The organism is Gemmatimonadaceae bacterium (assembly GCA_040882285.1).
In the GTDB taxonomy this organism is placed as follows: domain Bacteria; phylum Gemmatimonadota; class Gemmatimonadetes; order Gemmatimonadales; family Gemmatimonadaceae; genus JACDCY01.
Window position 1 is genome coordinate 84,819 of the sequence record JBBEBQ010000007.1, and the last position, 12,365, is coordinate 97,183.

Genomic DNA, 12,365 nt, shown 5'->3' on the forward strand with positions numbered 1-12,365 from the left:
ACAACGTACATATGACGCAAGGTTGAGCGTCGATGGATGGTGTATTGCGGTAAGCTGCGGACGCGGCAGGCAAGCTGCCTCGCATTCATTGATCTAAGCAGGACCGCTTAGCAACGCCGCCATGATACATCACAAGCTCGATGGCGCGCATGGGATGCACACGATAGCCGATGACTTCCCCTACGCGATCCGCAACCGTGCTTGCCTCAGGCCTACCGCAAATAGAACGGCAGCAGTCGTTGTATGCGGCATACTGCTCTCCTGACCGATCGCCGAGAATGAGGCTTGAACCAAGATACTTCGCCACACGTGAGTCCCAAATAGCGTAATGACTTGGCGAAGCGAAATGCAAAAGCTTTGATGCGCCGACCATCGAGTTGTTTACAAGTCGGGACAATGCGAACAGCTCATGCGATTTTAGGTCGCCCGATTGGCGGGCCCGCTCGAGATATCCGACCGCACCCTCGTACGCGTCACTGCGAAAATCGAGAATGGTGGGCATCCAGCCGTATGAGAAGTTCGCGGCAATTATCAGATGATGCTTCGTTAACAACGGAACCGCCCGGAAGTATTCGAGAAACTCGGGATAGCTGACTTCATAGCTTCCGGGGTTAGGGGCTGGAACATGAGCGCAGTCTCGAATGAGAGCCTTGAGCAGAATGCCCTGATTGACGCAGCCAGGCGGAATCACACCTCTAAGATGTTTTTGTCTAGGCAAGTTTGAACGACATGGGTAGCCGGCTCTCTAACGGAATCGCGTTCTGCGGCGGGACGTCATAATAGATGCGGCCAGCGAGCGGAGCGAGCAAGGTCGCTTCCTTACACCAGCGCCGATAGCAGCCACGCGGGGTCAGCGTGCGCCTGCATCAAGGGCGGCCCTATTCCAGCGTGCGATCAGGCCGACTTGCAATAGTGAGGGGTGGGCAGCCACGTGCCGGACAAACCATGAGGTGAGTCCGTCCCAATCATGAAGTGCGCCTGCCGGGCATAGGGCCCAGCCAAGTTCCTCGAGAGTCCAGTTGGATTTCGCACTGTTCCGCCTCATGGATGTCGTCACCCAATTGGCCGCATCATCGCGACCGCCGCGGGAGACCGGGATGATGTGGTCGATAGTCGGCGAGAGTTCCCAAAACGCCTCGTGCGTCTCACTCATCTTCCAGTTGGGATGGAACGGGAAGTCCTCGGGCAGCTCGGCGGACAATACTCGGAGGACGCCTGGGAAGACGAGGCGCGTGCCAGCATAACGGTCAATAAATCCGTCGCGAAAGAATATTCTCGTGGCCTCGAGGTCCCCGTACTTTCGTTCTATGGCGGCAACGGGTTCGAAGGGATAGTCCTGACGAACCCGATTAGCGGCAGCTTCGCGGTCGCCGGTATCGAGCGCTGCGCAGACTTTGGCAAGGATAGCACTGCGGTCAGCTGGCACTAAGACCAACTCGGTTGCGTCACGCCAATGTTACGGTTGAGCTGGGTGGGCGCCGCCTCGGCGACCACGTCGGCTCAACCGATGGCTAGGCTCTTGGTCATTGCCGATCAAATTTGCACTCGCGGCTTGACCTTCTCATTTGTCGGAGCGTCAAGCTCCAGGCCCTCAATAAACGAAGGCACACGCCCCTGAAGTTCTAGAGCCAGCTCGTTCAACATGACAAGACGAGGGTGGTTCTTAAACGAAAGAAGCGCAACAAAGAACCCTGCAAGCGCGCTTTCAGCACAGGCCACCAGCGCCTGCCGCAGCTCAAACGAGCCGACACCATGGATATACGCGAAGTCCAGGGCGTGGCTACCGGAGGTCAGTTCTTCGATCCGGACACTACTTATGATCGACTGGCTGTTCGGGTGAGCTCCAAAATCGATCGTAGCTTCATAGACATCCCGCAGGCCATCGGAGAACTCTTTCTCATGAGCCTGCTCTAGGTATCGAAAAACCTTTGCGACGGTAAAGGCGTTGCGGCAGGCCTGGCGCGACTCACCATCTTTACCCCGATTCAACCAGACATCTTGCAGTTCCGGGTTAACCACCATCGCGTGCGCGTAAAGGGCGCTCTCGATGCTACCCCGCAGCACCATATAAACAGGGAGCAGCTGGCCGCTTAGAGCTAGTCTTATCGCCGCTCGGAGTGAGGCATGGGCATTCAGAAGAAGTATGCCAGCTGTCGGGGGGCGGATACCTCCGGCCTCGCCAAAGAAGTCCACGTACAGGCGGTCTATGTTGCTCAAGAAACTTAGAGGCTCCTCAAGCTCTGCTTCAGCCTCGGCCCCGGACTCATTCGCGACACGAATGAAGTAGGCGAGCTCGTGCGCGTCAGCTTCTCTATGTCCGGTATGTTTGGGCTTGGTCATCCGTTGAGAGTCCTGCGAAGGCGGTTGCTTCGTCTCTTATCCATGACGCCTAACGCCCGCAATTCTGCTGCGGCACGATCAAATTAAATGCGCCGACTGCAGCAATTGCTCCTTCGATAGCCGCTGCAACGTCACCAGTTCCATGAGCCATCCTTGGCCCAACGTCTCGGCAAAGGACCTAGGATACCGAGTCGCTGCAGCAAGAGCCCGCTCATGCTACGATCTTTCATACTGAAGCCGTCAGCGTCGGCACAGGATTGCTCGCCCCCGAATTTCTGGTCGATCATCTCGCGGTACACGGCTGGGTACAAGCGAGCGACGGCGACGAGCACGGCCATGCTGTCGTGATAGGATGTTTTTCCCCTTTGCCGTTGTTCAATCTCCTGCTCTTGTGTCGACGTGAGTCTCAGGCACGGTGGCGAGATGTATCGGTTGGTCTCTGGGTTTATGAAGACGCGGGCGTTGTAAGGCATGCTGACGTGGGTCTCGGCTCCAAAGCCGAGTACGAACCCAGCCAGAAGTACGATGCTGGCGACTTGAAGCGATCTGACGATGCGCTGTACGCCGACCACGGTCTTCAACGGGAGAGGGCGGCTGTGGCTAGCTCACGCGCGTGCGTTAAGCCGTGGCGCTTCATAGAAAATGCGGCAGGCGAGCGGAGCGAGCCAGCTGCTTCCAGCGTAGGCGCCGTCGGCTTCACCGCCAAGTTAGGTAGCCGCACAGCTAAGGCTCGCTTGTGAGGCTCTGGTACAACGCCGGATAGGCCTCTCTCACGTATCGGGCTTCAGCTTGGCGCCCGAGGTAGAAACTTGCCACGTGATTACGAAGCATGTCGGTATCGTTTTGCGTGACCTCGGTGTAAATGCCGGAGATCGGTAGCGGCAGGAAGTGCTTCAGCGCGACCGAATATGATGCGAGCGCAGGTCCATTCGTCGCGCCGATGACGTCGGATGCACGAAGCCAGTGAACGGACATTGCTCCGTACTGGAGAAGCCAGAAGAATGCGACATACCCGAGCCCTAAGGTGAAAGGCGTCAGCAGGGCGCCGAGCATAAGGCGTGGCATGGATATCTTGGGCGCTTTCAGGCCGCCAAAGGCCAGCCACACCGACACAAAGAGCGGTAGCACGATTCCGATGCCGTACAGAAGCCCAAAGACAATCGGGATGTACAAGCTGAGAAGAAGAAGCGATAGAAATGCCCCAACGCTCTGAACGGGAAAGGCGGTGGCTATTATCAGTTGCAGGACGAAGTATCGGAATGGGCTGAAGACGAGAATGCATAGCATGATCCAAAGCACAAACCACCTGGGGATCTCGTCCTCGGCCTGCTCCAACAGCAATCCCATAGCGCCAGCAAGTATACCGAAAAGCGCAGGAACGGCGAAGATCCAAGCCAGGATCAACGAGACGGTACTAGAGGCGAACGGTTCAGAATTCATTGATACAAGTGGCTACCTAACGCGCCGGAGTTAAGCTGCGGCGCACCATTAACACTGCGGCAGGCGAGCGCAGCGAGCCAGCCGCGTTCAAAGCGAGCGCCGTCAGCTTCAACTCCTCGTTTAGGCCGCACCATCGGAATCCGTTCGCTGCGGAGTCATGCGTTCGAATTCAAGGCCGAATGCCTTGAGCTTCGCTGCAAACGGCACCAGTACAAGCGCCGCCGCTATGCCTAGGAGAGCCAAGCGCTCTGCCGTCAACAGGGAGATGGAGGAAAACTGCTCGAGCAAAAAATCCCCAACCGCCAGCAAGAAAGATGCGGCTGCCACCACCCATGCTACGATGCGGAAGCGATCCGTAGTGCGCTTGATATCGGCGCGTACTGCAGTACGGCTAGAGGCAAGGGAGGTAGATCGTAAGTCCGAATAACGGGGAAAGGTCGAAAGGGGGATCAGCGTAAACGCACCACCTGCCATCATGCGATAAAAGCTGATCGCGTCGGGCCCATGGCCTGGTACCGCAACGAAGGCCTCTAGTGGCCGCGAACTAAGCGTTGTCACGTAGCCGCGAAGTCGATCGCTAGCTGTTGTGATCGCGACAGAGTCATTGCTTCCCTTTACCTCAAGGACCGCGATGTACTCCTTGGCGGCAGGGTCAAGAATGCCGATATCCGGCCGGTACTGAGTTCCAGCATTCGGCAGAAGCGAGGGCGCGCGCACGAGCGAGCCGCTCGGGTATCCGAGTCCTCTCAAGAACTCAAGGACGATCTCTTCGAAACGCGAGTGCGGCTCAGGGATCATGATCTCGGCCTAACTATTGATTGCCTAGCTACGTATACTGCGAAGAGCGGCGAAACGCAGCAAGGCGGCGCTGGCTCTCGCGCCCCGGCGAAAATGGCACGCCGCGACGAACCGCCGGAGCTGAATGCACTTACGCAGTTTCCGCTAAGCAGGAGAGCGGAAATAGGCCGCAAGAAGTCCGCTGCATATTTCCGCACAACCGGTACGGAGAGCTGTAGCGAGTCCTCGCAGCCTCTTTCCCCGCTTGGCACCGCCAGCAGCGGAATGCCTCAACCCCCCGGCTGCGCATCCGCATACGCATCCGTCGGCAAACACGAGCACACCAGGTTCCGATCCCCGTACGCACTCTCCACCCTCGCCACCGCCGGCCAGAACTTTCTTCCCCCGGATCCACTCCGCCGGAAACGCGGCCTGCTCGCGCGTGTAGCCGTACGTCCATGCGGTCGCGGTCACCCGCTCCAGCGTGTGCGACGCATTTTTCAAAACGTTGTCCTGCTTGTCCGCGGTCCCGATCTCGATCTCGCGGATCTCCTCCCGGATCGAAATCATCGCGTCGCAGAACCGGTCGAGCTCGGCCAGCGACTCGCTCTCGGTCGGCTCGATCATCAGCGTCCCCGCCACGGGGAATGACACGGTCGGCGCGTGGAAGCCGTAATCCATGAGCCGCTTGGCGATGTCCTCCACCTCCACACCCGACGCGCCCTTCACCACGCGCGTGCCCACGATGCACTCATGCGCCACGGTTCCGTTAATCGCGCGATACAGGACCAGGGAAATGCTGCTCACGTGCCTTGACGCCCGCGCATGCCCACACCAAGGGCCTTCGTACGCTCTTCGAGCCACGCGACGAGAGGCCTGAGGTCCTCTTCGAAAAGCATGAGTCGCCTAACGGATGATCTAGGATAACTTTCCCCCAGCGATTCGCGACTCGACTTTTGCTCAATCCAGAGTTCTGGCTTCGGCACAGGCTCCATCGACAGGACACTGCCACCGGGGAATTGTCGCTGCGACGGCCACTCATCGGCCGTATAGGATCCCCGGAGCCAACGAGCAACCCATGGCAGATCATCGATCTGAATCTCGATGCCTTCGCCCACTGTCTTTTCCTGAGGATTCCACTGCTCAACGTGAACAGTTTGTCGTTCGTCTCCAGCGAAGCGCATCCGCCACAGCCAACCACGAGATAGCGCGAGCATCGGCGTCTCGCTTGAGAAGTCATTAGAAGGCACTGTATGCCTCCGCGGAGTAGCGAGTGATGCGCTCGTGCACAGAGGTCACGGATGGAGAGAGAAATACCGCCAAAGCGGAAGCGCCGTAAGTGACCGATCCGCCGACCTTGTTCCACACCTTGACTACGGCGAAGCTGCGGCGGATCGCCCGGACGCCCAGATCCAGGTGGCCACCAGCAAGGCGACGATCACAGCAAGCACCGTTGTCAAGAGGCCGTAACGCATATTCGCCGCCTGCTGTGCCCGACGGGCGATGCGCCGTTGATCAGCTTTGCGGCGCGCGGATACCAATTCTGCACGCCCGTTGAGGTCTGTTCGCAGACTACGCGCTTGCTGCCGGGAATCCTCAACAACCTCAGGGACAGCGCCGGTCTGCCGTAACTCGAAGTACCATCGTTCAGCAGAATCCACGCGGGCCCGCGCGGCACCCAGTTCTCGTGAACGCTCGGCGTGGTCGTGCGCTGCTTGACGTAGCTCTGCCGCCGACCGGTTCGAAAGGGCACCATACTGCCATGCGACGGAGCCTAATACAGCGAAGCCACCGATCCACAGGACAAGGACCTGCACCGGGTGCCAGCGCACAATCCGCAGCTTCAACTCCACGTCAGGTCCGCATCATCGCGCCGACAGCTTCACGCGCCCATTAGGCGGCAGTGTTTCACTTTAGGTAGCCTTTAGCAGCCGGTAATCGGCAGCACGAAGGCGAGTCTTGGCCACTAGGTCAGACGAGAGGGCGTCCTTTCGAAGAGTGGCAATGAACGAAGCGAAGGCGTGCTCCTTCTCGGCTTCAGGCGTCCCGCTACCAATCCGAACGGAGTCGAGGAATCCATACGCGGCCTGGATCACATCGTCCGATGCGTACAACCAGCATAGCTGGAGCTCGTCGAGAAAGGTTTGCTTGAGCGACGTTGCCTCAGCTTGGCCCACCATAAACCCCTTGCTCAACTCCAAGAGCTTTCGATAACTCCTCTCCTTTCGCTCGAACTGCTGGAGGAATCGTCTTTCGCGATCTGCGCGACGTCGGGCCTTTTCGTTAAGTAGCCAGCCGATGACCACCGTAAGGACAGGAGCCATGATCTTCCAAAACTCGACATCACCGAGAACCTGGCGGAAATTGTCCATGTGCCTCTGATTGATCGGCTACCTGCCTGCGCGTGGCCCGCCTACGCTTCAGCTAACCTGCGAGCGCACCCAACGAAATGCGAGCGAAGCGAGCCTCAGCAAATCGCTCGATAGGTTCAGCGTTCGTTAGACGTCACTGCGACGCGAAGCTAGTCACCGACCCTCACTGAGGGCCATTCGAATTGCAAATGTCTATCGTAGTAGGTTCGCTTCAACCAACGGAGATCGCGAAACCATTGGGTACAGGCGGTACTATCGCTTCCGAGACGGCCTGCGCCCAGGTGATAGGACTTTGCGATGGCATAGGCCATTCGCCGGAGGCGGGGAGCCGACTTCGGCGACCCACAATCCGCGGCGTACTCAGTGCCAAAGCGCGTTGGAATTGCGCCCGCGTATGCCCGTGCCAGTGCGCGTCGTCGCGAGGTCGGATGGTTGCCAGCGCCATCGCCCACCCGATAGCCCTTGGCCTTGAGGAAGCTCTCCGAACGCCAGTCCGCGGAGAGTAAGCGCAACCGACCATATCCTCTAACGACGATACTCGGCCACCTGAACCCGACCTTCATCAAGTGCTCAAGCCCCGGGTGCCCCTTGCCCATTCGCAAGGCGATCTTCGGCGTATTCAGTGGATCGTGTCCGGAAATCAAGTAAGCCAGGAACATCTCATGTGAATAGACACGCAGTGTTTTTCCGGCACGCTTTCGAAGGAGTTGGTCGAGATCTCTAGCTTGCCATTCCTCTCGGCCCAGAACGAGCACTTCCGTGTAGGCCGCCGGCTCCCATGTATCGATCTTCCTTCGGCTCAGGAACTGCTCGAAGTCGTCTCGGGCGTACGGGCCGTGTCCGATCAACGAGACGTCCTCGAGATGTATGCGCGATCCGTCGACGCCACGGAACATCCAATTGCGCAGCGTGATGCTCGTGAAAGGTGTGCCGGCCATGTTTTATCGGGCGCGAGAAATTGCTGCTTCGCCGAGGCTGATCGACAGCGATGAATCGGCTACGTCTAACTATTGATTATCTGGACTACATATACTGCGGAGAGCGGCGAAACGCAGCAAGGCGGCGCTGGCTCTCGCGCCCCGGCGAAAATGGCACGCCGCGACGAACCGCCGGAGCTGAATGCACTTACGCAGTTTTCGCCAAGCAGGAGAGCGGAAATAGGCCGCAAGAAGTCCGCTGCATATTTCCGCGCAAACGATACGGAGAGTTGTAGTAAGTCCTCACAGCCCCCTTGCACACCTGCCACCACCGGAGCTCCTTACCCGCCCGGTTGCGCATCCGCATACGCATCCGTCGGCAGACACGAGCACACCAGGTTCCGATCCCCGTACGCGCTCTCCACCCGCGCCACCGCTGGCCAGAACTTCCTCCCCCTGATCCACTCCGCCGGAAACGCGGCCTGCTCGCGCGTGTAACCGTGAGTCCACGCGGTCGCGGTCACCCGCTCCAGCGTGTGCGGCGCGTTCTTCAGCACGTTGTCCTGCTTGTCCGCGGTCCCGATCTCGATCTCGCGGATCTCCTCCCGAATCGAGATCATCGCGTCGCAGAACCGGTCGAGCTCGGCAAGCGACTCGCTCTCCGTCGGCTCGATCATCAGTGTCCCCGCGACCGGGAATGACACGGTCGGCGCGTGGAAGCCGTAATCCATGAGCCGCTTGGCGATGTCCTCCACCTCCACACCCGACGCGCCCTTCACCACCCGCGTGTCCACGATGCACTCGTGCGCCACGGTCCCGTTGATCGCGCGATACAACACGGGGAAATGCTGCTCCAGTCGGTGCGCGATGTAGTTGGCGTTCAGGATCGCGATCTTCGTCGCGTGCGTCAGCCCTTCCCCGCCCATCATTTGTATGTAAGCCAGCGAGATCGGCAAGATGCTGGCGCTCCCCCACGGCGCGGCCGAGACTGCGCCGTTGCGCGAGCCGTGCGGCTGCACCACAGGATGACCCGGCAGAAACGGCGCGAGATGCTCGGCCACGCCGATCGGGCCCATCCCCGGCCCGCCGCCGCCGTGCGGAATGCAGAACGTCTTGTGCAGATTGAGATGACACACATCGGCGCCGAAATCGCCGGGCCGGCACAGCCCGACCATCGCGTTCATGTTCGCGCCGTCCATGTACACCTGCCCGCCGTGCTCGTGCACGATCCGGCAGATCTCGATCACGCCGCTCTCGAACACGCCGTGCGTGGACGGATAGGTGATCATCAGCGCGCCGAGATTGGCTTCGTGCGCGGTGGCTTTCGCGCGCAGGTCGCCCACGTCCACGTTGCCGTGCTTGTCGGTCTTTACCACCACGACCTTCATCCCCGCCATCACGGCGCTAGCGGGATTGGTCCCGTGCGCGGACTGCGGAATGAGACACACGTCGCGATGCGACTCCCCGCGCGACGCATGGTAGCCGCGAATGGTGAGCAACCCGGCGTACTCGCCCTGCGAGCCGGCGTTGGGCTGCAGCGACACGGCCGCGAAGCCGGTGATCTCCGCCAGCGCGGACTCCAATAACCGAAACAGCTCGGCGTAGCCCTGCACCTGCTCCAACGGCGCGAACGGGTGCAGCTTCCCGAAGCCGGGCCAGGTGATCGGCATCATCTCGGCGGTCGCGTTCAGCTTCATCGTGCAGGAGCCGAGCGGGATCATCGAGTGCACCAGCGACAGGTCGCGCGACTCGAGCGTGTGCAGGTACCGCAGCAGCTCGGTCTCGGAGCGGTGCGTGTTGAACACCGGATGCGTGAGGAACGGCGTCGCGCGCTTGAACCGCTCGTCGTAGCGCGCGTCCGCTTCGTCCGCCAGCTCGTCCAGCGTGATCCCCGGCTTCGCCCCGCCGCCGAACACCAGCAGCAGCTCTTCCACGTCCCGCGCGGTCACGGTCTCGTCCAGCGCAACTACAATAGAAGAGCCGCCGAGGTGCCGCAGGTTGATCCCGCGCGCGGCCGCGGCCGCGACGATCTCCTCCGCGCCGCCCGAGCCGATCTCGACGCGCACGGTGTCGAAGAAATCCTCGTGCGCCACGGCGTGCCCCAGCTTCTTCACTCCCGCCGCGAGCAGCGCGGCGAACCCGTGCACGCGCTCGGCGATGCGCGTCAGACCCTCGGCGCCGTGATACACGGCGTACATCCCCGCGACCACGGCCAACAGGACCTGCGCGGTGCAGATGTTCGAAGTCGCCTTCTCGCGCCGGATGTGCTGCTCGCGCGTCTGCAGCGCCATTCGCAGCGCGGGGTTCCCGTCCGCGTCGCGCGACACGCCGATGATCCGCCCCGGGATCTGCCGCTTGTACTCGTCGCGCGTGGCGAAGAACGCCGCGTGCGGGCCGCCGTAGCCGAGCGGCACGCCGAACCGCTGCGAGTTGCCGACGACGATGTCGGCGCCCCACTCGCCCGGCGGCGTCAGCAGCACGAGGCTCAGCAGGTCAGCCGCGACGGTGACCAGCGCGTTCGCGACGTGCGCGCGCTCGCACAGCTGCTTGTAGTCGTGCACGGCACCGTCGGTCGCGGGATACTGCACGAGCACGCCGAACACCTCGGGGCCCGGCTTGAACGTGCGGAAATCTCCCACCTCGATCGTGATCCCGCGCGCCGCCGCGCGGGTCTGGATCACGTCGATCGTCTGTGGATGACACTCCGACGAGACGAAGAACACTTCCTTGCCCGGCTTGCCGGCGACGCCGTAGCTCATCGACATCGCTTCCGCGGCCGCGGTCGCCTCGTCCAGCAGCGATGCGTTGGCGATCTCGAGTCCGGTGAGGTCCATCACCATCGTCTGGAAGGTCAGCAGCGCCTCGAGCCGGCCCTGCGCGATCTCCGCCTGGTACGGCGTGTACGCTGTGTACCAGCCCGGACTCTCCAGGATGTTCCGCTGCAGCACGGGTGGCGTGATGCAGTCGTGGTAGCCGAGGCCGATGTACGAGCGGAAGACTTTGTTCTTCGCGGCCAGCGCGCGCATGCCCGCAAGCATGGCGTGCTCGCTCAGACCCGCGCCGATGGCCAGGAGCTCCTTCGCCCGGATGTCGCGGGGGATGACGGCATCTATGAGGTCGTCGAGGGAGGCGTGGCCGAGGGTGGCCAGCATCTTCGCGACATCGGCTTCACTCGGGCCTACATGGCGGCGGACGAAGTTGTCGAAGCCGGGGAGGGTGCGGGGTCTGGTCTGGGTCGTCATTTACAGGCTTCGAGGCGGGCTAAGGGGAATCCAAGTTTGGAGTGTGGCAGTTTGGAGGGGGGGGTTTGGAGTTTCCGGAGGCTCCGATCCGAAAGCCTATAGATCCTCTGGCTTGAGTCCTGTATGGCGAGCGATGCGAGAGAGCATGCGCGGACCGATCCCTCGCTATCGTGCTGCTCCGTGTTCAGAACGCTCGGCCAAAACACGCAAAGCCAACGCCTGCACCTTGGCGACCGCATCGGTCCTGGTGGTGCCGTACGAGGCGGTGCCGGGGAGCGCCTCGACCTCGGCGAGCCAGCGGCCGTCCGTCTCCTGTTCGATCTCGATTTTGAACTTCATTCTGCCCGTCCGCGAGAAGAAGGACTGTCCACTAAAATACCCGGAAACCGAACCAAATGCGCCATAGTCCTGAGGCCGCAACCGGGTACCATTCACTCCCTATGCTGGAAACGGTGAACGAAAGGCTCGACACCGCGCGACCATATCTCGCCCAGCTGGCGTGGCGGACGCTCCTCACGCCGGCCCTCTCCGGCCCGGAGAACATGGGGTGCGACACGGCGCTGATGGAACGGGCCCGTTCGACCGGCGAGGCGGTTGTCCGCGTTTACTCCTGGAGCACGCCGACGCTCTCCTTCGGCCGGAACCAGAGGACCGGAGCGTACGACCGGGAGGCGCTCGCGCGCGCGGGAATCGCAGTCGTGCGCCGCCCCACCGGCGGACGCGCGATCCTGCACCACCGCGAGATCACCTACAGCGTGACCGCGCCCGTCGCGCCCGGCGGTTCGATCGCCGCGGAATACGACTGGATCAACGCCTTGCTCCTCCGCGCGCTGCGCTCGCTCGGCGTCGATGCGGCGATCGCGGCGCGGACGGGCCGCGCGCCCGCGCCCGACGCCAACCCCTGTTTCGCCGAGCCGACCGCCGGCGAGATCACCCTCGGCGGACGCAAGCTCGTCGGGAGCGCGCAGTACCGCGAGGCCGGCGCCATGCTGCAGCACGGATCGATCCTGATCTCCGACGACCAGTCGTCGCTGGCGGCGCTCGCGGGCGAGGGCGACACGCCGCCTCCGGCCACGCTGGAGCAGGCCCTCGGCCGCGCTCCCAGGCCGGCGGAGCTGCACGACGCGCTGCTCGCGGTGATACGGGAAGACGGCATCGAGCCCGCGCCGGTCGCGCAGGCGGAATTGGCGGACTCGGTCACGCGATACGTGCCCGCGTTCGAGGATCCGCAATGGACATGGCGCGGGTGAGGCGCAATCTTCCGGCGATGCGATCGA

General features: G+C 61.7%; 13 protein-coding genes. 1 reads left to right on the plus strand and 12 read right to left on the minus strand.

Going from position 1 to position 12,365, the window contains the following annotated elements:
* Nucleotides 1-85: 85 nt before the first annotated feature.
* The 12 genes from WEA80_04465 to WEA80_04520 all read right to left on the minus strand — a co-directional run bounded on the left by WEA80_04465 (nucleotide 86) and on the right by WEA80_04520 (nucleotide 11,427).
* A complete protein-coding gene (locus WEA80_04465) occupies nucleotides 86-691 on the minus strand; it encodes a hypothetical protein (protein MEX1185820.1) in 606 nt (201 codons plus the stop codon).
* Between the two features lie 159 nt (nucleotides 692-850).
* Nucleotides 851-1,426 carry an HNH endonuclease signature motif containing protein gene (locus WEA80_04470; protein ID MEX1185821.1) on the minus strand — a complete coding sequence of 192 codons (576 nt, stop codon included), beginning with the start codon at nucleotides 1,424-1,426 and terminating at the stop codon, nucleotides 851-853.
* A 107-nt stretch (nucleotides 1,427-1,533) separates the two neighbouring features.
* A complete protein-coding gene (locus tag WEA80_04475; protein MEX1185822.1) occupies nucleotides 1,534-2,340 on the minus strand; it encodes a hypothetical protein in 807 nt (268 codons plus the stop codon).
* A 131-nt stretch (nucleotides 2,341-2,471) separates the two neighbouring features.
* Nucleotides 2,472-2,921 carry a hypothetical protein gene (locus WEA80_04480; GenBank protein MEX1185823.1) on the minus strand — a complete coding sequence of 150 codons (450 nt, stop codon included), beginning with the start codon at nucleotides 2,919-2,921 and terminating at the stop codon, nucleotides 2,472-2,474.
* 142 nt (nucleotides 2,922-3,063) lie between these two features.
* The gene (locus WEA80_04485) at nucleotides 3,064-3,780 is read right to left on the minus strand and encodes a hypothetical protein (GenBank protein MEX1185824.1); all 717 of its coding nucleotides are present in this window, start codon (nucleotides 3,778-3,780) and stop codon (nucleotides 3,064-3,066) included.
* 120 nt (nucleotides 3,781-3,900) lie between these two features.
* Nucleotides 3,901-4,578 carry a hypothetical protein gene (locus tag WEA80_04490; GenBank protein ID MEX1185825.1) on the minus strand — a complete coding sequence of 226 codons (678 nt, stop codon included), beginning with the start codon at nucleotides 4,576-4,578 and terminating at the stop codon, nucleotides 3,901-3,903.
* Between the two features lie 144 nt (nucleotides 4,579-4,722).
* Nucleotides 4,723-5,364: a hypothetical protein gene (locus WEA80_04495; protein ID MEX1185826.1), complete on the minus strand. Its 642-nt coding sequence runs from the start codon at nucleotides 5,362-5,364 to the stop codon at nucleotides 4,723-4,725.
* A gap of 566 nt (nucleotides 5,365-5,930) precedes the next feature.
* The gene (locus WEA80_04500) at nucleotides 5,931-6,410 is read right to left on the minus strand and encodes a hypothetical protein (protein ID MEX1185827.1); all 480 of its coding nucleotides are present in this window, start codon (nucleotides 6,408-6,410) and stop codon (nucleotides 5,931-5,933) included.
* Nucleotides 6,411-6,470: 60 nt separating this feature from the next.
* Nucleotides 6,471-6,929 carry a hypothetical protein gene (locus tag WEA80_04505; protein MEX1185828.1) on the minus strand — a complete coding sequence of 153 codons (459 nt, stop codon included), beginning with the start codon at nucleotides 6,927-6,929 and terminating at the stop codon, nucleotides 6,471-6,473.
* A gap of 149 nt (nucleotides 6,930-7,078) precedes the next feature.
* A complete protein-coding gene (locus WEA80_04510; GenBank protein MEX1185829.1) occupies nucleotides 7,079-7,867 on the minus strand; it encodes a hypothetical protein in 789 nt (262 codons plus the stop codon).
* 320 nt (nucleotides 7,868-8,187) lie between these two features.
* Nucleotides 8,188-11,088 carry an aminomethyl-transferring glycine dehydrogenase gene (gene gcvP, locus WEA80_04515; GenBank protein MEX1185830.1) on the minus strand — a complete coding sequence of 967 codons (2,901 nt, stop codon included), beginning with the start codon at nucleotides 11,086-11,088 and terminating at the stop codon, nucleotides 8,188-8,190.
* A 165-nt stretch (nucleotides 11,089-11,253) separates the two neighbouring features.
* Complete coding sequence (locus WEA80_04520) at nucleotides 11,254-11,427, minus strand: hypothetical protein (GenBank protein MEX1185831.1); 174 nt, start codon at nucleotides 11,425-11,427, stop codon at nucleotides 11,254-11,256.
* A gap of 113 nt (nucleotides 11,428-11,540) precedes the next feature.
* Here WEA80_04520 and WEA80_04525 point away from each other — a divergent pair, with 113 nt between their 5' ends.
* Nucleotides 11,541-12,338: a hypothetical protein gene (locus tag WEA80_04525; GenBank protein MEX1185832.1), complete on the plus strand. Its 798-nt coding sequence runs from the start codon at nucleotides 11,541-11,543 to the stop codon at nucleotides 12,336-12,338.
* Nucleotides 12,339-12,365 lie beyond the last annotated feature (27 nt).

What these genes read in the sequence shown, in the direction of transcription:
- WEA80_04485 (MEX1185824.1), bottom strand. Translation starts at nt 3,780, where the DNA reads ATGAATTCTGAACCGTTCGCCTCTAGTACCGTCTCGTTGATCCTGGCT.
- WEA80_04510 (MEX1185829.1), bottom strand. Translation starts at nt 7,867, where the DNA reads ATGGCCGGCACACCTTTCACGAGCATCACGCTGCGCAATTGGATGTTC.
- WEA80_04490 (MEX1185825.1), bottom strand. Translation starts at nt 4,578, where the DNA reads ATGATCCCTGAGCCGCACTCGCGTTTCGAAGAGATCGTCCTTGAGTTC.
- WEA80_04475 (MEX1185822.1), bottom strand. Translation starts at nt 2,340, where the DNA reads ATGACCAAGCCCAAACATACCGGACATAGAGAAGCTGACGCGCACGAG.
- WEA80_04520 (MEX1185831.1), bottom strand. Translation starts at nt 11,427, where the DNA reads ATGAAGTTCAAAATCGAGATCGAACAGGAGACGGACGGCCGCTGGCTC.
- gcvP (MEX1185830.1), bottom strand. Translation starts at nt 11,088, where the DNA reads ATGACGACCCAGACCAGACCCCGCACCCTCCCCGGCTTCGACAACTTC.
- WEA80_04505 (MEX1185828.1), bottom strand. Translation starts at nt 6,929, where the DNA reads ATGGACAATTTCCGCCAGGTTCTCGGTGATGTCGAGTTTTGGAAGATC.